The sequence below is a fragment of the Burkholderia sp. Bp9016 genome, assembly GCF_003857765.1.
Lineage (GTDB): Bacteria > Pseudomonadota > Gammaproteobacteria > Burkholderiales > Burkholderiaceae > Burkholderia.
Window position 1 is genome coordinate 140,060 of sequence record NZ_QTPY01000001.1, and the last position, 20,008, is coordinate 160,067.

The following is a 20,008-nucleotide window of genomic DNA, read 5'->3' on the forward strand; positions in this document are numbered from 1 at the left end:
AACGGCGCGGGGCCCGGCGAACGCGCCGCGCCGAAGCCCCGCGCATCGCTTCACCTACCCCTGCGTCGCTTTCCCGCTTCACGCGGAAACCACGGCACGCCAATAACGGGCTTGCGCCGGCCGCCAGCAAGGCCGAGCGCAAGGGATGCGAGCAGCGGCCTCATCGTGCCGGGACGCAAGCGAAAGCGTGGCGCGTCGTCCGGACGCGGCTTCTCGAACAGCCCGGTCTCGCGCTCCGGATTCTTTGCTTCGGCGCGCAACGCGGCGATGCTATCCGCGCATTGCCGCTCCGCCCGGCACTTTTGCGCGAGCGCGTCAACCGGCGTCTCGATCGGATTCGCGGCCATTCGCGGCATTCGGATCGAATCCGTACAGCACCGCCGGGTTGTCGACGAGAATCGCGCGGCCGACCGCATCGTTCGCCGTGCATGCGTGCAACCAGTCGAGCAGGCGCGCATCGTCGGGCACCGGCACGGCGTTCGGGTGCGGCCAGTTGCTGCCCCACACGCAGCGCGCCGAATGCGCGTGCGCGAGCACGGTCGCGAGGCGTGCGACGTCGTCATAACCCGGCGCACCGGATTGCGACGTCTCGTAAGGCGCCGACAGCTTCACCCATACGTGGCCGCAATCGAGCAGGCGCCGCAGCGCGACGAACGCGGGTGCATCCGGCGCAACCGGCGTCAGGAACTTGCCCGTATGATCGATCACGACGCGCGCGGGCAGCGACGCCAACGTTGGCTCGACGTCCGGCAGCGTGCGGCCGTCGAGCTGCAGGTCGACGTGCCAGCCTAGCGGCGCGATCCGTGCGGCCATCCGTTCCAGTTCGTCCCATCGCGACGTGCCGCCCGACAGCATCATGAACCGCACGCCGCGGATGCCCGCCGCGTGCAGCCGCTCGAGTTCGACGTCCGGCACGTCGACCGGCACCGTCGCCACGCCCCGCGCCTGCGGGCCGAGCGCGGCCAGCGCAGCGAGCGTGCAGCGGTTGTCGAAGCCATAGCCGGTCGGCTGCACCACGACTACGCGCGCAAGACCGAGCGCTCGTCGCACGCGCCGATACGCCTCCACCGGCGCGTGCGGCGGCCGGAACGTCGCCGTCGGCGCGAGCGGATACGCATCGTCGTAGATGTGGATATGGCAATCGCACGCGTGCGACGGCTGCAGGCCGTCGTCGTCGTCGCGCGTCATCGTGCGTCGCCCTGCACGGCGGACGTGTCGGTCGAACGCCAGCGTTCGAGCCGCGTCGCATGTGCCGCGTTGACCGCGCCATTCGGCACGCGCCCGTCGAGCAGCGCGGCGAGTTGCTCGACCGTCTCCAGCGCCTGATGCTCGACCGCCGGCCGCGTCAGCCCGCCGATATGCGGTGTGGCGATCACGCGCGGATGCGCGGCAAGTCCGGGAGTCGGCATCTGGTCCGCCGCACGGCCGACATCGAGCGCGCAACCGGCCAGCCGGCCGCCGTCGAGCGCCTCGGCGAGCGCCTGCTCGTCGACGAGCTCGCCGCGCGACGCATTAACGAAGCACGCACCGGGCTTCATCGCGGCGAACGCACGCGCATCGAACAGGTTCGCGGTTGCCGGCGTCGCCGGCGCGAGGCATACGACGTAATCGGCATCGCGCAGCAAGGTCGCCCAATCGACCTGTTCGAGCGACGGCGCGTCAACCCGCGCGTACGGGTCGTTCACCAGCACACGCATGCCGAGTGCGGTCGCGATCGGCGCGAGACGGCGCGCGATCTGTCCGTAACCGATCACGCCCAGCGTGCTGCCGCGCAATTCGCGGCCCATCAGCGGCACCGGCGGTGCGCCGCGGTGGTACGCGTTCGCATAGCCGCCGATGCCGCGCGCGAGGTCGATCATCGCGCCGATCACCCACTCCGCGACGGCCGGTCCGAAGCCTGGGCTCGCCTGCGTGACCAGCACGCCGGATGCGCTCGCCGCACCGACGTCGACGGTGCGGATGTCGACGGCGCAGCGCAGGAACGCGGCGAGCGCGGGCAACCCCTCGAACAGCGCGCGCGGCGCCGGCGTCTGCCGGTACGCGATGATCGCGTCGCATCCGTGCGCGGCGGCGATCAGCTCGTCCGTGCCGAGTTCGCGGTCCAGCGGATTGCACGTGACGTCCGCGATCGCCTGCAGCGCGCGCAGCGCCTTCGCGCCGAAGTAGTGATCGAGCATCCCCGACGGATGGGTGACATAGACGCGGGTCATGCCGGGCCTCCGTCAGCGTCCACTGCACGCGGCGGCGGCGCAACCGACGCGCGCTCCACGAGCGTGACGCCCGGAAACACGCACTGCCCGGGCACCGACGACGCATCGCCGTCGTGCCGCATCACGCGTCGCACCATTTCCGCGGCCATGTCGGGGACGGGCAACTGCACCGTGGTCAGCGCCGGCGACGAAATCGCCGACAGGAAATGACCGTCCATCCCCACGACCGACACATCGTCGGGCACCCGCAATCCGCCGTCGCGCAGCCCGGCCATCAGGCCGAGCGCGAACAGGTCGTTGACCGCGACGATGCCGGTCGGCCGCGCCGGGTCGGCCGCGAGCGCGGCGCCGAGCGCGCGCCCGACGTCGACGATCACCGCGTCGCCGTATTCGTTCGCCGGGCCGCCGTCGAGCACGTGCGCGTCGACGCCCGCATCGCGCGCCACCGCCAGAAAGCCGCGAATCTTGTCGCTGCGGCTCAAGGTGATGCCGGCCACCGTCGCGAACGCGAGCCGCGTATGGCCGGCGGCCACGAGGCAGCCGGTCGCGAGCCGCGCGGCCGCCTCGTTGTCGGCCGTCACGTGATCGACCTGCGATTGCTCGCCGGGCGTCGCGCGGCGGTCGTAGCTGACGACCGTCATCCCGCGTTCGGCCGCGCGCTCGAGGTGGCTTTCGTCGGCGAGCGACGAGATCACGATCACGCGCCGCACGCCGTGCGCGAACAGGTCTTCGAAGAACGACGCCTCCTTGCCGGCATCTCGATACGTGTTGCCGATCAGTACGCGATGACCGTACTGTTCCTGCGCACAGGCCTCGATCTCGCGCGCGATGTAGCCGTACATCGGATTCGCCATCGACGGCACCAGCAGCCCGACGAGCGGCGTCTGCCCCGTCTTGAGCTGGCGTGCGAGCGTGCTCGGCCGGTATTGCAGCGCGTCCATCGACGCCTTCACGCGTTCGAGCGTCTCGGGCTTCATCTGATCGGTGCGGCCGTTGAGCACGTTCGAAACCGTGCTGACCGAAACGGCCGCATGACGGGCCACGTCCTGAATCGTACTCATGTCGTCTTGCATTGAACGGGCTACAGGCCGAAATGGGCCGGCAGCCACAACGAAAACGCCGGTGCGAAGATCAGCGCCACCAGGGCGGCGAACAGCACCAGCAGGTATTTCACCATCGGCCGCGCCACGCGCCCGACCTCGGTTCCCGTGATCGCGCAGGTCGTGAACAGGCCGAGCCCGACCGGCGGCGCGAACAATCCGAGCCCCATCGCCACCACCACGACCGTGCCGAAGTGCAGCGGGTTGATGCCGAGCTGCAGCGCGATCGGCGCGAGCAGCGGCCCGAAGATGATCAGCGCGGGCGCGCCTTCGAGTACCGCGCCGAACACGATCATCAACAGCGCCGCCAGCAACAGGAATGCCGTCGAGCCGTACTGATGGGCGAACGCGGTCATTGTGCCCGAGACGAGCGCCGGTATCTGCTCGATGGACAGCGCGAACGACACGCTCGACGCCGCCGCGACGATGAACAGGATACCGCTCGCCATCGACGCCGCACGCACGAACACGCGGCCGACCGAACGCCAGGTCAGTTCGCGGAACGCCGCCCAGCCGACCACGAGCGCATAGACCACCGCGAACGCGGACACTTCCGTCGACGTAGCGATGCCCGACGTCACGCCCTTGCCGATCATCGCGACCATGATCAGCGCGACGAGCGCGCCGCCCGCGAGCGGCAGCCATGCGCGACGCTCGGTGAACACTGAGTCGATGTCGATCCGGCGTCCGCAGATCACGGTCACGACGGCCAGCGACGCAGCCAGCACGGCCGCCGGCACGATCCCCGCGAGAAACAGCCCCGCGATCGAGATGTTCGCGACGAAGCCCATGATGATCATGTTCACGCACGGCGGAATCGTCTCGGCCATCACCGCGCTGCACGCGAGCAGCGCCGCGGTTTCGTCGGGGTCCTGGCGTGCGCGGCGCACGGCGGGCATCACGACGCCGCCTACCGCCGCGATGTCGGCCAGCTTCGAACCCGATACGCCGGAAAAGCACGCCGTCGCGAAGATCACGATCAGCCCGAGGCCGCCGCGCACGCGGCCGAACATCCGCAGCAGCAATTCGACAAGCCGCGCGGACATCCCGTTCGACTCCATCAGCAGGCCGGCGAGAACGAAGAACGGCACCGCGAGCAGCACGAAATGATCGGCGCCGGCCATCACCTGCTGCGAGTAGACGAGCAGCGGCAACGTCGGATCGGCGAGGAAATACAGCAGCGCCGAGAAGGCGAGCACGAAGCCGATCGGCACGCCCAGCACGAGCCCGCCGACGAAGCCGGCGATCAGCAGCGCCCCCGGTGCGATCGCATGCTCGGGCTGCAGCGCATTCCAGCCGTACACGGCACCCGCAAGCATTGCGCAGCACGCGAGCGTGCCGATCACGCGGCGGCGCGGCGCGTTCAGTGCGTTCGCCAGCGCGAACACGCTCATGAACAGCGCGCCGAACATCATCGGATACACGTTGATCCAGCCCGGCAGGCCACCGGTGGTCAACTGGTCGTACGAGTCGCCGAGCAACTGCCACGACGACACCAGCAGGTTCAGCGAAACCGCCGCGACGATCCAGTGCCCGATCTGCACGAGCGCGCCCTGCCAGCTTGCCGGCAGCCAGCCGCGGAACAGGTCGATGCCGACATGCTGGCCGCGCCCCAGCACCGTCGCCGCGCCGAAGAACACCAGCACGATCATCAGCGCGCTCGCGACCTCCTCGGCCCAGTCGACCGGATCGTGAAGGAAATAGCGGAAGATGACCGACACGAACACGACCAGCACGTCGGCGGCCAGCACCGCCGCCGACACGTATTCGATCCAGCGCATCGCCGCGTCCAGCGTGCGCGACGCGACGCGGGCCGGACGGCTTGCGCCGGCAGCCGGCGTGGCGCGCGAAACGGAACCGGTATCCATCGCTCAACTCCGCGCGGCGGCGATCGCCGGAAACAGCGACGCGGTCGCCGGATACTGCTTCGCGAACGCGACGTAGAGCCGGTCGTGCATCGCCTGCCGCAGCGCCGTGCGCTCGGCGTCCGCCATCGGGTGGAACGTCATCCCGTGCTGCTTCAGCGCCTGCTCCGCCTGCGCGGCCTTCTGCGTGGCAATCGCGCGCTGCTGCACGGTCGCATCGGCCACCGCGCGGTCGAACGCCGGGCGCAGGTTCGCGGGAATCCGGTCGAGCGCGCGCCGCCCCATCACCACGGTCATCGCCGCGAACACGTGGTGCGATTGCCAGCACGATTTGACGATCTCGTCGAAGCGGCTCGCGAGCACGGTGGCCGGATCGTGCTCGAGCCCGTCGACGACGCCCGTCTGCACGGCCATGTACAACTCGCCGAACGGAATCGGCGTCGGCACCGCGCCCATCACCTTGAAGGTGTCCATGAACGCCGGCGTCGGCAGCACGCGCAGCTTCGTGCCCTTCACGCCCTGCAGCGCCGTCACGGGTTGCTTCGTGAATACGCAGCGCCCGCCGAAGTGCGAGCCCCACGTCAGTACCGAACAGCCCGAGCGCTTTTGGAGGAGCGCGTTCAGGCTGGCGCCGACCGGACCGTCGAGCACCTTCGCGACGTGCGCATAGCTGTCGAACAGGTAGCCGAGATCGAGCATGCCGAGCTCCGGCGCGACCGTCGCCCAGATCGACGACCCCGCGATCATCATGTCGATCGCCCCGATCTTCACCTGCTGCGCGACGTCGCTCTCCTTGCCGAGCTGGCTGTTCGGAAAGTAGTCGATCCGGATCGCATCGCCGACGCTCGCCTTCAGGTTCGCGACGAGGCGCTCGTACCACACGTAGTGCGCGGCGTTCTGGTCGGCCGGCATCGACGACGAGCAGCGCAGCGTCACGGTCGGCTGTGCCGCGCGGGCGAGGTTCGGCAAACCGCCCGCGACCGCGAGCGTGGCTGCGGACGCCGTTTGCAGAAAGCGCCGCCGGGTGAAGGTAGTCATGGACGTCTCCTTTGCGATTGCGCCTCCCGGCGCACTGTATCGATTTAGTGTATCGATACAGTAATACGACGACCGACGAGAACAAAATGAGGGTTTCCCCTGTTTGCGGATGAAAATTCGACGGATGCGGGGCTATTTCCGGCCCGAACCCGGGATGGAACGCAGGATCATGCGGCTTCTGGCGCCGCGGGCGCAGCGTCCGGCCCAATCACCGCCCATATCGTCAGACAACTGACTTTCGGTTGAGACTCGGGCGTTACACGATTCCGCCGTCCGCCCCCTCCGTCAGAAACCGCTCGACCATCGCGTTGAACACCGGCAGCGCCGGATTGTCGTTGTCCGCGCGCCAGGCGAGGTACAGTTCGGCCGCCACGTCGACGCCCGCGAGCGGGCGGAACACCACCCCGTCGACATGCAGTTCGCGCGCCGATGCGGGCACGAGCGCGGCGCCGAGCCCGGCACGCACGAGGCCGAGGATCGTGTGCGTCTGCCCGACGTAATGCAGGTAGTTCGGCAGGCGCCCGGCGCCGGCGAACATCCCCGAGATCATGTCGTGGAAGTACTTCCCCTCGTTCGGCGAATACGCGATGAACGGCTGCCGGTCGAGTTCGTCGGGGCCGATCCGTTCATATGCGGCGAGCGGTGCGCCCTGCGCGACCGCGACGAGCATCGGCTCGCGCTGCACAAGCCGGTATTCGAGCGGGTGGCGCGCGGCACGCTGGCGCACGAAACCCGCATCGAGCATGCGCGACGCGAGCGCGTCGATCTGCACGGTCGACACCATCTCGCGCAGTTCGACATCGACGTCAGGCAATGCGTGCGCCGCATGCGCGAGCAGCACCGGAATCATCCGGTATGCGCTGACGGCCGTGAAGCCGAGCGTGATGCGCCCCGCGCCGCCATGCGCGACGCGCTGCGCGGCCTGTTCCGCCCGCGCGGAAAATTCGAGGATGTGTCGCGCATCGCGCAGGAAGCGCTCGCCGGCCGCGGTCAGCCTGACCTGCCGGCTGCTGCGTTCGAGCAGCGCGATGCCGAGCGCATGCTCGAGCAACTGGATCTGCCGGCTGAGCGGCGGCTGCGTCATGAAAAGCCGCTTCGCCGCGCGACCGAAGTGCAGTTCCTCGGCCACCGCGACGAAACAGCGAAGCTGGTTCAGTTCAATCATTCAATTATTGAATCAATCGATAGTCGTTTGATGTTAGACGGATATCGATACGATTTCTATACTCGGTTGCACCTGATGCGCGGCCCACGCCGCGCACGACGACCGAGACTTTCATGACCATCGATATCCTGCTCACCCAGCCGCTTCCCGACATCATCGACGCCGAACTGTCCGCCCGTTACGCGGTGCATCGCCTGTATGCGGCCGACCAGCCGGACGCGCTGCTCGATCGTGTCGCGCCACGCATCCGCGGCGTCGTCACGGGCGGCGCGAACGGGCTGTCCACCGCGTTGATGGACCGGCTGAGCGCACTCGAAATCGTCGCGATCAGCGGGATCGGCACCGACGCCGTCGACCTCGAGCGCGCCCGCACGCGCGGCATCCACGTCACGACGACGCCCGACGTGCTGACCGACGACGTCGCCGACATGGCGATGGGACTGATCCTGATGACGCTGCGCGACCTCGGCGCCGGCGAGCGCATCGTGCGCGCCGGCCGCTGGGGCAAGGCCGCGCAGCCGCTCGCGACGCAGGTGACCGGCAAGCGGCTCGGCATCGTCGGCCTTGGCCGCGTCGGGCGCGCGATCGCGCAACGCGCGCAGGCGTTCCGGATGCCCGTCAGCTATTTCGGCCCACGCGAGCATCGCGACAGCGGCTATCGCTACGAGCCCGACCTGATCGCGCTCGCACGGGACAGCGACGTGCTGGTGCTGGCGGCATCCGCGGATCACGGCAACGTGCTGGTGACGGCCGACGTTCTCGCCGCACTCGGTAGAAAAGGATTCCTGATCAACGTCGCGCGCGGCAAGCTCGTCGACGAAGCCGCGCTCGTGCGCGCGCTCGCCGACGGCACGATCGCCGGCGCCGGTCTCGACGTGTTCGCCAACGAACCGCACGTGCCGGCCGCGCTGCTCGAACTCGAGCGCGTCGTCGTGCAGCCACACCGCGCGAGCGCCACGCACGAGACGCGCGAAGCAATGGGACGCATCGTGCTCGCCAACCTCGCCGCCTGCTTCGCTGGCCAGCGGCCGCCGACCAGCGTCACGCGCTGATCGCGACACGCCCGCCCGCACGAGAACACCAAACCGGATGCCTCCGCACGACGGAGGCCAGGAGACACGCATGTCCAATCGATCCAGCGGCGGCGCAGCCGCCACCGCGTCGCCCGCCTCACCCACTTCCCCCGCCGCATCGCGCACGATCGGCCGTGTCCGCTATACGGTGCTCGCGTTGATCTTCGCGGTCACCGTCGTCAACTATGCGGACCGCGCGACGATGTCGATCGCCGGCACCGGCGTCGCGCACGATCTCGGGCTGACGCCCGTGCAGCTCGGCATCGTCTTCTCGGCGTTCGCATGGGCCTATGCGATCGGCCAGATCCCGGGCGGCTGGCTGCTCGACCGCTTCGGCGCGCGCCGCGTGTATGGCCTGAGCCTGCTGCTGTGGTCGGTCTTCACGATGCTGCAGGGCACGGTCGGATGGTTCGCCGTGCAGGGCGTGGCGGCGACGCTCGCGTTGTTCGCGATGCGCTTCATGCTCGGCCTCGTCGAATCGCCGGCGTTCCCGGCCAATTCGCGCATCGTCGCGTGCTGGTTCCCGACGGCCGAGCGCGGCACCGCGTCGGCACTGTTCAATTCCGCGCAATACATGGCCGTGGTGCTGTTCACGCCAGCGATGGCGTGGCTCACGCACACGCTCGGCTGGGAGCACGTGTTTCTGTGGATGGGGCTGCTCGGTGTCGCGCTGGCGGCGCTGTGGTTTGCGTGGTATCGCGAGCCGCACGGCCATTCGCGCGTGAGCGACGCCGAGCGCGACTATCTGCGTGCACACGGCGCGCTCGTCGATCTGGAGGCGAATCGCGTCCGTCACCGCGCACGCGTGTCGTGGCGCGATGCATCGCAACTGTTCCGCCACCGCAACCTGTGGGCGATCTATATCGGTCAGTACTGCATCACGGCGCTCACCTACTTCTTCATCACCTGGTTCCCGATCTACCTGATCAAGGGACGCGGGATGACGATCATGGAAGCGGGCTGGGTCGCCGCGCTCCCCGCGCTCTGCGGGTTCACGGGCGGCGTGCTGGGCGGCGTGCTGTCGGACTGGCTGATCCGGCGCGGCGTGCATCCGTCGAAGGCGCGCAAGACACCGTTCGTCGTGGGAATGTCGATGGCGACGCTGCTCGTGCTCGCGAACGGCGCCTCGTCGAACACGGTCGTGATCGCGCTGATGACGATCGCGTTCTTCGGCAAGGGGCTTGCGGCGGTCGGCTGGGCGGTGCTCGCCGATACCGCGCCGGAAGGCATGGTCGGCCTGAGCGGCGGCGTGTTCAACGGCCTCGGCAACATCGCGGGAATCGTCACGCCGCTCGTGATCGGCTACTTCGTCGCGCACACCGGCTCGTTCGCGGGCGCACTGTGGTTCGTCGCCGCGCACGGGCTGATCGGCATCGCCGCGTACGCGTGGCTCGCGGGCCGCTTCGAGCGGATTAGCGTGACGCCGGACGCATGAGCGTCGGCACGCCGCGCGATCCTGCTCGCGCGGCGATCGCGCACCGTGTTATGCGCGGTGCATGGCCGGCGCCTCCCCGACCGCCAGCCGGTCGAGTTCGCGCAGATCGTTTTCCAGCGCCGGCGTGAGCGTCGTGCGCAGGTGATCCAGGAACGTGCGGATCTTCGCGTCGAGATAGCGGCGCGTCGCATAGACGGCATACACACTGACCGTCTGCAGCCGGTACTCGGGCAACACGCGAATCAGCCGGCCCTCGCGGATGTCGTCGAGCACGGTGTACAGCGCGACGCACGCGATTCCGCGCCCGGCCCGCACCGCGACGCACAGCGCGTCCGGCACGTTGACCTGGAACGGCGCCGGCTGCAGTTCATACACCGCCTCCTCGCCGTCGTTGCGCTCGAGCCGCCACTCGCTGGCCGGCGACGCGGGCGTATCGAGGCGCAGGCATACATGGTTCGGCAGGTCTTCCGGCGTCTTCGGCGTGCCGTGGCGCGCCAGATAGTCGTGCGATGCGACGAGCACGCTGCAACTCGTGCCGCAAGTCTGCGCGACGTAGCCCGAATCGGGCAACTGCGACGCGGTCACGATCGACACGTCGTAGCCTTCCTCGACGAGATTCGGCATCCGTTGCGCGAGCGTCAGCTCGACCGACACGTCCGGGTTGTCTTCCTGGTAACGCACGATCGACGACACGACGTGACTCTGCCCGAGCCCCGTCATCGCATGGATGCGCATCTTGCCGCTCGGCCTCAGCAGCGCGTTGCGCGCCTCCGCGTTCGCGTAGTCGATTTCGGCGAGGATCGATTTCGCACGCTCGAAATAGCGTTCGCCGCTTTCGGTGAGACCCAGATGGCGTGTCGTGCGATGCAGCAGACGCGTCTGCACGTGCGCCTCGAGATTCGATACCGCGCGCGACACCTGCGCGGTGGTCGCGTCGATTTCCTTGGCGACCGCGGTAAAACTGCCGGCTTCGACAACGCGCACGAACAGGCGCATGTTTTCGAGCATGTCCATTGAATTGGCTTGGGGAGTGTCGGTGGAGAAAAGGCGGCGGCGTTCGCGTCAGAGCAGAAACGGGACGCGCGCGCGAACCACGCCAAAGCGATCACCGTGCCGTGAAACAGGCGTGAGAGCGGGCATCGCGTACGTGGTTCTGACATATCGGGGGATTCGGTGGGCCGAATTGTACGCCGCTGCAGACAAATTTGCGCACTCATGCGGCCTTCAGGCTTTCATCCGACGAAAGGTTCTCGCAAGACACGTGCGTCGCGCGCCTGCACCGTCTTGATGAGGCACGACAATTTGTATCACAACGCGATATAATTCCGCGCTTGTCCGCGATGCGCCAGCTCGCGCCGTCATTCTTACCGCTTACCCGTCCATGTCGTCAGGCCCCTCCCCATCGCGCCGCACATTCCGGCAGTGGCTGCACAGCTTCATTCCCCATCCGATGACGCTCGGCTGGCGCGAACGCATGCGTTCGTGCGCGGGGGCGCTCGTCGGCATCGCGACGGTCGGCGTCACGATGCGGCTGCTGCCCGGCGTGCCGGGCCTCGTGCCGCTGCTCGTCGCACCGATGGGCGCGTCGGCCGTGCTGCTGTTCGCGGTGCCCGCGAGTCCGCTCGCTCAGCCGTGGTCGATCGTCGGCGGCAATCTCGTCGCGGCGACGGTCGGCGTTGCGTGTGCGCAGTGGATCGCGGATCCGATCACGGCCGCCGCGGTCGCGATCGCATTCGCGATCGGCGGCATGTTCGCGCTGCGCTGCGTGCACCCGCCGTCGGGCGCGGTTGCGCTGACCGCCGTGCTGGGCGGCCCGGCGATCCACTCGCTCGGCTTCGGCTTCGTGGTCGAACCGATCGCGTTGCAGTCCGCGATCCTGCTGTCGGCCGCGCTCCTGTACCACGCGCTGACCGGCCACCGCTACCCGCACGGCGGCGTGCGACCCGACGCGAAGCCGCAAGCGGGCACAATTGCGCCGGCACGCGGCAGCTTCACGCGCGGCGACCTCGACGCGGTGTTGAAGCGCCGCGGCGAATGGCTCGACGTCGATCCGGACGACCTCGAAATGTTGCTGCGCGAAACCGAAATGCAAGCGTATACGCGCACCTTCGGCCAGCTCACGTGTGCCGACCTGATGACGAAAAACGCGATCGAAGTCGCGCCGTCGACGCCGGTGCCGACCGCGCTCGCGCTGCTCGAGCGCCATCGCGTGAAGGCGTTGCCGGTCGTCGACGGTGAGGATCGCCTGGTCGGCATCGTCACGCGCGCCGACCTCACGCGCCAGTTGCGCCGCCCGACGCCGCTGTGGCAGCGGCTGTCCGCGCGGCTGCCGCAGTCGTTCGGCGGCCAACCCGCCAGCGTCGCGACCGTGATGACGCGCGACGTCGCGTCCGTGCCGCAGACCATGCCGATCACCGCGATGGTGCCGCTGTTCACGCATTCGGGCCACCACCACATCCCGGTCGTCGACGCATCGCGCCGGCTCGTCGGAATCATTACCCAGACGGATCTCGTCACCGGCCTGTATCGGCAGACGCAGATGCTCGACGCCGCGTAACGCCGGCGCAATCTACAATGCAGATCTTTTCGCGAAAATTCGGCCATTTATATCATATTGTGATATATTTAATGCTACCGAAACCGCCTGCCCGACCGACTGCAATGACCGACACCCGACGTGCACTGACCAAAAGCGATTTTCAGCAACTGTCCGAGTTCCGCTACCAGATGCGCCGTTTCGAGCGCTTCTCCGAACGCGCCGCGCAAAGCGAAGGCGTGACGCCGCTGCAATACCTGCTGCTGTTGCACATCAAGGGCTACCCGCACCGCGAATGGGCAACCATCGGAGAAATCGCGGAACGCCTGCAGGCGCAGCATCACGGCGTCGTCGCACTGGTGACCCGCTGCGAGGCGCTCGGCCTCGTGAAGCGCAAGACGAGCGAAGCGGACCGCCGGCAGGTCGAGGTTCACCTCGAGCAGGCCGGTGAAACGCTGCTGGCCCGCCTCGCGGCGATGCATCGTGCCGAGCTGACATCGCTCAAGGGCACCTTCCAGGTTCCGCAGATCGATTACTGACCCAAGCTTTACCGACCTTTTCAATTCCGATGAACGCACCACACAAACGCGATTTCTCGACCAACGAACGCCTGCCCAGGATCGCGTTGCTCGCTGCCGTGATCGGCTTGCTCGGCACGCTGGCGGCGTTCCTGCTGTTGAGCCTGATTCACCTGTTCACGAACCTGTTCTTCTTCCAGCAGCTCTCGTTCGCCGACCGCTCGCCTGCCGACAACACGCTCGGCGCATGGGTGATCGTCGTGCCGGTGATCGGCGGGTTGATCGTCGGGCTGATGGCGCGCTTCGGTTCGGAGAAGATCCGCGGCCACGGCATTCCGGAAGCCATCGAGGCGATCCTGTTCGGCAAGAGCCGCATGTCGCCGAAGGTCGCCGTGCTCAAGCCGCTGTCGTCCGGCATCGTGATCGGCAGCGGCGGCCCGTTCGGTGCCGAAGGCCCGATCATCATGACGGGCGGCGCGCTGGGCTCGCTGATCGCGCAATGCGTGCACGTGACCGCCGCCGAGCGCAAGACGCTGCTCGTCGCCGGCGCGGCCGCCGGCATGACGGCCGTGTTCGGCACGCCTGTCGCCGCCGTCCTGCTCGCGGTCGAGTTGCTGCTGTTCGAATGGCGTCCGCGCAGTTTCCTGCCCGTCGCGCTCGCGTGTGCGGTGGCTGGTTTTGCGCGCGCCGTGTTCTTCGGGGCCGGCCCGCTGTTTCCGCTGACGACTGCCGCGCCGACGCCCGTCGCGCTACTGTCGTGCATTGTCGCCGGCCTTCTGTCGGGCATGCTCGCATGCGGCCTGTCGGCTGCGCTGTACCGCGTCGAAGACGGCTTCGCGAAACTGCCGGTGCACTGGATGTGGTGGCCCGCGCTAGGCGCAGTCGTGATCGGCGTCGGCGGCTGGCTCGAGCCGCGCGCGCTCGGCGTCGGCTATGACGTCATCGGCGACCTGCTGCACCAGCACATCGCGCTGAGGATCGCGCTTGCGCTGCTGATCGTGAAGGCCGTGATGTGGGTGGTCGCGCTCGGCTCGGGCACGTCGGGCGGTGTGCTCGCCCCGCTGCTGATGCTCGGCGCGGGCCTCGGCACCGTGCTGTCGCCGGTGCTGCCCGGCGGCGATCCGGCGCTATGGCCACTCGTCTGCATGGCCGCGACGCTCGGCGCAACGCTCGGCGCGCCGCTGACCGCGATCGTGTTCGCGTTCGGCCTCACGCACGACGCGAACGCGCTGCTGCCGCTGCTCGCGGCAACGCTCGTCGCGCACGGCTTCGCGACCGTCGTGATGAAGCGCTCGATCATGACCGAAAAGATCGCGCGGCGCGGCTATCACATTTACCGCGAATACGGCGTCGATCCGCTCGAGCGACATGACGTGGGGGAAGTGATGACATCCGCCGATGCGCTCGTCGCGATCGACGGCGCAACGACGCTCGACGCGGTCGAGTCGCAGTACTTCGGCGCGAAGCAGACGCACCGTGCCTACCCGGTTGTGCAGAACGGCCGCCTGCTCGGCCTCGTCGATCGCGCGACGCTCGATGCGCAGCGCGCGCAAGCCGGTGCCGGCGCGACGCTCGCGAGCGCGTTCGCCGATCGCGCACCTGCTGTCGCGCTCGCACACGAAACGTGCCGCGTCGTCGCGTCGCGCCTCGCGATGCTCGGCCTCGAACGCCTGCCGGTCGTCGACGATCCGCAATCGCTGCGCATCACCGGCATCGTGTCGCGCAGCGACCTCATCAAGCCCGCGCTCCAGCACTTCGACGACGAGCAGAAGCGCGAACGCTTCCGTCCGGTCGTGCCGGCCAACCTGCGCGACATCGGCATCCGCAGGCCCGGCTGACGCCGGCAGCGTGCGCGGTGCAGCGTCGCGCACCGCGCTCCCCCCTTCACTCCGACTCACGAAACGGCGCGCACCGCGCGCCGTTTTACATTCCGCGCGCTCCGTGTTTAAACTTCGTTGACAATTCAACGGACGAAAGTTTGTCATCATGGAATGCATGCGACGGGGCCACCATTCAGCCATTCCACTTCGGCAGCCAATAAAGAAGCGTCGCGGCGCAACATGCGAAGACATGCAGCACGCCGCGATCGTCGATTCGCCACACCGCCGGACAGCGAGCAGACCACACGGCGCATGACGTCGTCCCCGCGTCCCCCGGCTCGTTCGGGCCGCGCACGACGCATGTCGCACCGCCATAAAACGCACAGCACTCGAGCTGTCGTCCGGCAAGCGCATTAACAACTTGTTTCCGATTCGCCGGAACCGCGCTCGCTCGATGCAATCTCACAGGCACGCAGTTATGCTGCGCATCCCACTCAATCAATCACGACTCGAGGGAGATAAAACGTGAACGTGAAATACTTACCGCTCATCGCATTGACCGTGGCAATTTCTGCTCATGCCGCCGATCCGGCCGTGCAGAATGTGGGACAAAGCCAGAAGCCCGCCCAGGACGTCTCCGCATGTATCGCGAAGACCTGGGCCGACAAGTCGCAGCAACAGGTGATCTCGCAGAACGTGCTCGCCAACGGCCTCGCGACCGACGTCTACGCACCGGGCCAGCAGCCGCCGAACGGCGCCGCCGCGATGGTCCGCCCGTCGTGGAAGCCGGGCGCGAAGACGTGGGTCGGCGTTCGCGGCGACGCCGCTTCCGCGGGCGACATCAGCGCCTGCCTGTGAGCGCCGTGCCGGGCGGCATCGCGCCGCCCGCATGCGACAAGCCCCGCTTCGGCGGGGCTTGTCGCTTTATGCGCACCGGCCGCCAGGCCCGTGCGTGCGTGTTTCACGCCTCAGCGTACCCGCGCGAAGGAGCTTACAGGTAGCTGCAGACGTAATCGAGCGTCTCGAGCACTTCGATGTCGAAGCGACTCTTGCCCGGCACCGAGAACGATTCGCCCGCGCCGTAGGTTTGCCATTCGCTGCTGCCGTCGAGCTTCACGCGGCACTTGCCGGCCTGCACTTCCATCAATTCAGCCGCGTCCGTGCCGAAGTTGAGCGCGCACGGCAGGATCACGCCGAGCGTCTTGCGCGTGCCGTCCGGGAAGAGCACGGTATGCGACACGCACTTGCCGTCGAAATAGACGTTCGCGCGCTTGACGACCGATACGTTGTCGAATTGGGTTGCACTGGTCATGTGATGCCTCTGATTGCTGGATGCCGGATGGCGTGTTGTTGGAAGCCGGCCGGGTCGGCGGGCCGGCCGATATGATACCGGCTCGCGGTACACCTGCCGCAAACCCGCAATCGCACGCGGGAAACGACGAAGGCGCACGACCGATAATCAGGATCACTACGTTATAGATTGCTCGATCCCGCATGCGCTCCGCTCACCGCAATCCCTTGCGCCGCGCGGAATCGCGCAGGCAGTCCAGCAGCATCGCCGCGGCCGGCGTGAGCGGGCTGTCGCGGCGCGTGACGACCTGCACGGATACGCCCGGCAGCCGCTCGCGGATCGGCAGCACCACGAGCTGGTCGCGCGCCCACTCCCCTTGCAGCAGTTGCTCGGGCATCGACGCGATCAGGTCGCAACCCGTCATCAGGCTGTGGGCGAGCCCGAAGCTCGGACATTCGACGACCCGCTGCGGCACCGGCAGCCCGTATGCGACGAATGAATTGAACAATACCTGGGTCGAGCTTTCCGGCGACGGATTCATCAGCCAGTCGGCTTCGACGAGATCTGCGAGCGACGTGGCAGACGCGAGCGGATGCCCCTTGCGCGCGACGATCAGCGATCGGCTCGCATAGAGTTCCGCGTGATCGAACTCGGCCGCGAGCAGTTCCGGCACGACGACGGCCACCGCGAAATCGAGCGAGCCGTCGTGCAGCCGCGGCAGCGCAACGCCCGGAAATCCTTCGATGAGGTTGACGCGCGCGACCGGAAAGCGCCGCCGGAACGCGCGGAATGCATCCGGCAGGATCGTTACGGCGGCGGCCGGCGTGATCGCCGCCGCGACCGAGCCCGTCATCGCGCCCTGCGCCTGCTCGATGTCGTCGCGTGCACGCTGCATCTCGGCGACGATCAGCCGCGCACGCACCTGCAATTGCTGGCCGAACGCGGTGAGCTGCACGCCGCGCGCGGTGCGCACGACGAGCGAGACGCCAAGCGCGATCTCCAGCTCCTTCACCGCCTTCGTCAACGCCGCCGGCGACACGTTCAGGCGCCGCGCGGCCGCGCGAATGCTCCCTTCTTCCGCGACGGTGACGAACGCTTTCAACTGATGGTATTTCATGACGGCATGCGTGATTCGTGGAAACCCTGTGTGCCGCGACGCATGCCGAATCAGGGTATTCCCGAGCGGCAACCAGTGGTGTGCACCAAAGCAATTTATCAGCTTCTGGTGCGCAAAAGAAATTTATATGCTTGCACGTCATATGCGCGTCAAACGCCCACCGCCCCCACAGGAGAGACCATGCTGCAAGCCGTGAACCCCGTCATCCCCGGCATCGCCGCGATCGCCCCCGACCTGATCGAGGTGCGCCGCCGCATCCATGCGCACCCGGAGCTCGCGTTCGAGGAGACGCTGACGAGCGACCTCGTCGCCGAACTGCTCACGGGCTGGGGTTACGACGTGCATCGCGGCATCGGCAAGACGGGCGTCGTCGGCGTGCTGCGCGAAGGACAAGGCACGCGCACCGTCGGCCTGCGCGCCGACATGGATGCACTGCCGCTCGCGGAAACCACCGGCCTGCCGTACGCAAGCCGTCACGCGAACAAAATGCATGCCTGCGGCCACGACGGCCATACGGCAATGCTGCTGTGCGCGGCGCGCCACCTCGCGGCCACGCGCCAGTTCTCCGGCACGCTGAACCTGATCTTCCAGCCGGCCGAGGAAAACTTCGGCGGCGCGAAGTCGATGATGGACGACGGCCTGTTCGACCGTTTCCCGTGCGATGCGATCTTCGCGATCCACAACATGCCGGGCCGTGCGGCCGGCGACATGGCGTTCCGCACCGGTGCCGCGATGGCGTCGGCCGACCGCGTGACGATCACGCTGCGCGGCGTCGGCGGCCACGGCGCGATGCCGCACTTCGCGCGCGATCCGATGTCGGCCGCAGGTAGCATCATGGTCGCGCTACAGACGATCGTCGCGCGCGAGGTCGACGCGCAGCATGCAGCCGTGATCACGGTTGGCAGCGTGCAGGCCGGCGAGACCTTCAACATCATTCCGGAAACCGTCGTGATGAAGCTGTCGGTGCGCGCGTTGAACGCCGACGTGCGCGCGCTGCTCGCACGCCGCATCGAAGCACTTGCCAAAGGTCAGGCGGAAAGCTTCGGCGTCACTGCGGAAGTCGATTACGACTACGGCTACCCGGTGCTCGTCAACCATCCGGAGCCGACCGCCTTCGCGGCCGACATCGCGCGCCAGATGCTCGGCGCCGAGCGCGTCGAAACCGAGGCCGCGCCGCTGATGGGCAGCGAGGACTTCGCGTTCATGCTCGAAGCGCGCCCCGGCTGCTATGCGTTCATCGGCAACGGGATCGGCAGCAAGGGCGGCTGCATGGTGCACAACCCCGGCTACGACTTCAACGACGACATCCTCGCGATCGGCGCGAGCTACTGGGTGCGCGTCGCCGAAGCGTGGCTCGCGGCCTGACGGCCGTTCCTTACGGCTCTTCATCACGCAGTTCCGCGCTTACCGGGGGAACCCCATGGAAACGTCCGCTCTTTCGCTCGCCGGCTCGCCGGCCGATGCCCGCACCGCCGCGAAGAAACGCCGCCTGATCGCGGCCGCCGCCGTCGGCAACGCGCTCGAGTTTTACGACTTCACGGTCTACAGCTTCTTTGCGATCCTGATCGGCAAGCTGTTCTTTCCCGTGCATTCGTCGTTCGGGCAGTTGATGCTCGCGGTCGCGAGCTTCGGTGTCGGCTTCGTCACGCGTCCGCTCGGCGGTCTCGTGATCGGCATATACGCCGATCGCGCCGGCCGCAAGAAGGCAATGATCCTGACGCTCCTGCTGATGGCGCTCGGCACCCTGACGATCGCGGTCGCGCCGACCTTCGCGCAGGTCGGCATCGCCGCACCGCTGCTGCTCGTGCTCGCGCGCCTGCTGCAAGGGTTCGCATCGGGCGGCGAAGTCGGCGCATCGACGACGCTGCTGCTCGAACAGGCACCACAGCATCGCCGCGGCTTCTATGCATCGTTCCAGTTCTCGAGCCAGGGGCTCGCCGCACTCGCGGGCGCGCTGACCGGGGTCGCGCTGACGTCGACGCTCAATGCCGCGCAACTCGAAAGCTGGGGCTGGCGCGTGCCGTTCGTGATCGGCACGCTGTTCGTGCCGATCGGCTATTGGCTGCGCCGCACCGTCGAGGAAGTGCCGGCCGCCGCGCATGAAGAACCGGTCGCGTCGCTGCCGCTCGCCGACGTGCTGCGCCATCACGGCAAGGCCGTATTCGCGGGGCTAGGCGTAACGATCGGCGGCACGTCGATCCACTACATCATCGTGTTCTACATGGCGATCTACGGCGTGCAGGTGCTGCACCTGCCGACCTGGCTGTCGATGACGGCAGGCTGCATCGCCGGCGCGATCCTGATGCTCGTGACGCCGATCGGCGGCCACCTGTCCGACGTGTTCGGGCGCAACCGGATCGTCTGGTGGACCCGCATCGCGCTGATGGCCGCGATTTATCCCGCGTTCGTCGCGTTAAACCGCTGGCCAGGCGCCACCTCGCTGCTGTCGATCATCGCCGCGTTGTCGATCGTGCACGCGATCAACATCGGCGCGACGGGCGCCATGCTCGGCGAACTGTTCCCGCGAGCGGTGCGCGCCACCGGCGGCGCGCTCGTCTATAGCGTGGGCGTCGCGATCTTCGGCGGCTTCGCGCAATTCTTCGTCACGTGGCTGATCGCCGCGACCGGCAATCCGAATGCGCCCGCGTGGTATGCGATCGGTTGCGGCGTATTCACGCTGCTTGCGATTCGTTGCATGGATGAGAAGGCAGGGAAGGCGCTTGATTGAATGGTGGGCGGTGCGTTGTGCATGGCCCGTGCCATTGACGCGGCACTCGCGCATCGTGCATGATCGCTTCATGCACGACGCCACGACCACGCTTTCGACGACCACGCGCACG

18 protein-coding genes are annotated in these 20,008 nt (G+C 67.8%); 8 read left to right on the plus strand and 10 right to left on the minus strand.

Annotation, left to right across the window (positions count from 1 at the left end; genetic code table 11):
* Positions 1-50: 50 nt before the first annotated feature.
* From DIE13_RS00670 to DIE13_RS00700, 7 genes are all read right to left on the minus strand, one after another.
* Positions 51-347 (minus strand): hypothetical protein, encoded by a 297-nt coding sequence (locus DIE13_RS00670; RefSeq protein WP_124825344.1) that lies wholly within the window; start codon positions 345-347, stop codon positions 51-53.
* A complete protein-coding gene (locus DIE13_RS00675) occupies positions 316-1,188 on the minus strand; it encodes an amidohydrolase (protein WP_124825345.1) in 873 nt (290 codons plus the stop codon). Before DIE13_RS00675 ends, DIE13_RS00670 begins: the two co-directional genes overlap by 32 nt.
* Positions 1,185-2,210 carry an NAD(P)-dependent oxidoreductase gene (locus tag DIE13_RS00680; protein WP_124825346.1) on the minus strand — a complete coding sequence of 342 codons (1,026 nt, stop codon included), beginning with the start codon at positions 2,208-2,210 and terminating at the stop codon, positions 1,185-1,187. Before DIE13_RS00680 ends, DIE13_RS00675 begins: the two co-directional genes overlap by 4 nt.
* Positions 2,207-3,283, minus strand: coding sequence for a LacI family DNA-binding transcriptional regulator (locus DIE13_RS00685; RefSeq protein WP_124825347.1), 1,077 nt, complete (start codon positions 3,281-3,283; stop codon positions 2,207-2,209). Before DIE13_RS00685 ends, DIE13_RS00680 begins: the two co-directional genes overlap by 4 nt.
* 8 nt (positions 3,284-3,291) lie before the next feature.
* Positions 3,292-5,178: a TRAP transporter large permease subunit gene (locus tag DIE13_RS00690; RefSeq protein WP_124825348.1), complete on the minus strand. Its 1,887-nt coding sequence runs from the start codon at positions 5,176-5,178 to the stop codon at positions 3,292-3,294.
* Between the two features lie 3 nt (positions 5,179-5,181).
* Positions 5,182-6,213: a TRAP transporter substrate-binding protein gene (locus tag DIE13_RS00695; RefSeq protein WP_124825349.1), complete on the minus strand. Its 1,032-nt coding sequence runs from the start codon at positions 6,211-6,213 to the stop codon at positions 5,182-5,184.
* Positions 6,214-6,469: 256 nt separating this feature from the next.
* Positions 6,470-7,378: a LysR substrate-binding domain-containing protein gene (locus tag DIE13_RS00700; protein ID WP_124825350.1), complete on the minus strand. Its 909-nt coding sequence runs from the start codon at positions 7,376-7,378 to the stop codon at positions 6,470-6,472.
* 113 nt (positions 7,379-7,491) lie between these two features.
* On the opposite strand from DIE13_RS00700, the gene DIE13_RS00705 reads away from it, so the two are divergent.
* Positions 7,492-8,430 carry a 2-hydroxyacid dehydrogenase gene (locus tag DIE13_RS00705; protein ID WP_124825351.1) on the plus strand — a complete coding sequence of 313 codons (939 nt, stop codon included), beginning with the start codon at positions 7,492-7,494 and terminating at the stop codon, positions 8,428-8,430.
* Positions 8,431-8,500: 70 nt separating this feature from the next.
* Positions 8,501-9,886 (plus strand): MFS transporter, encoded by a 1,386-nt coding sequence (locus DIE13_RS00710; protein WP_124825352.1) that lies wholly within the window; start codon positions 8,501-8,503, stop codon positions 9,884-9,886.
* Positions 9,887-9,934: 48 nt separating this feature from the next.
* On the opposite strand, the gene DIE13_RS00715 is transcribed toward DIE13_RS00710, so the two are convergent.
* Positions 9,935-10,900: a LysR family transcriptional regulator gene (locus DIE13_RS00715; protein ID WP_124825353.1), complete on the minus strand. Its 966-nt coding sequence runs from the start codon at positions 10,898-10,900 to the stop codon at positions 9,935-9,937.
* A 367-nt stretch (positions 10,901-11,267) separates the two neighbouring features.
* On the opposite strand from DIE13_RS00715, the gene DIE13_RS00720 reads away from it, so the two are divergent.
* From DIE13_RS00720 to DIE13_RS00735, 4 genes are all read left to right on the plus strand, one after another.
* Positions 11,268-12,443, plus strand: coding sequence for an HPP family protein (locus DIE13_RS00720; RefSeq protein ID WP_124825354.1), 1,176 nt, complete (start codon positions 11,268-11,270; stop codon positions 12,441-12,443).
* Positions 12,444-12,547: 104 nt separating this feature from the next.
* The gene (locus DIE13_RS00725; protein ID WP_124825355.1) at positions 12,548-12,961 is read left to right on the plus strand and encodes a MarR family winged helix-turn-helix transcriptional regulator; all 414 of its coding nucleotides are present in this window, start codon (positions 12,548-12,550) and stop codon (positions 12,959-12,961) included.
* Positions 12,962-12,990: 29 nt separating this feature from the next.
* Positions 12,991-14,778, plus strand: a complete 1,788-nt coding sequence (locus DIE13_RS00730) for a chloride channel protein (protein WP_185731177.1) — start codon at positions 12,991-12,993, stop codon at positions 14,776-14,778.
* Between the two features lie 507 nt (positions 14,779-15,285).
* Positions 15,286-15,618: a hypothetical protein gene (locus tag DIE13_RS00735; RefSeq protein WP_175750440.1), complete on the plus strand. Its 333-nt coding sequence runs from the start codon at positions 15,286-15,288 to the stop codon at positions 15,616-15,618.
* A 133-nt stretch (positions 15,619-15,751) separates the two neighbouring features.
* On the opposite strand, the gene DIE13_RS00740 is transcribed toward DIE13_RS00735, so the two are convergent.
* Together DIE13_RS00740 and DIE13_RS00745 are read right to left on the minus strand one after the other, a co-directional pair.
* On the minus strand, positions 15,752-16,072 hold the full coding sequence (locus tag DIE13_RS00740; RefSeq protein WP_012366195.1) for a pyrimidine/purine nucleoside phosphorylase: 321 nt from the start codon (positions 16,070-16,072) through the stop codon (positions 15,752-15,754).
* Positions 16,073-16,265: 193 nt separating this feature from the next.
* A complete protein-coding gene (locus tag DIE13_RS00745; RefSeq protein WP_124825357.1) occupies positions 16,266-17,168 on the minus strand; it encodes a LysR substrate-binding domain-containing protein in 903 nt (300 codons plus the stop codon).
* A 180-nt stretch (positions 17,169-17,348) separates the two neighbouring features.
* Between DIE13_RS00745 and DIE13_RS00750 the strand changes: the two genes are divergently transcribed.
* Both DIE13_RS00750 and DIE13_RS00755 read left to right on the plus strand, forming a co-directional pair.
* On the plus strand, positions 17,349-18,533 hold the full coding sequence (locus tag DIE13_RS00750) for a M20 aminoacylase family protein (protein ID WP_124825358.1): 1,185 nt from the start codon (positions 17,349-17,351) through the stop codon (positions 18,531-18,533).
* A 55-nt stretch (positions 18,534-18,588) separates the two neighbouring features.
* Positions 18,589-19,896 carry an MFS transporter gene (locus DIE13_RS00755; protein ID WP_124825359.1) on the plus strand — a complete coding sequence of 436 codons (1,308 nt, stop codon included), beginning with the start codon at positions 18,589-18,591 and terminating at the stop codon, positions 19,894-19,896.
* Positions 19,897-20,008 lie beyond the last annotated feature (112 nt).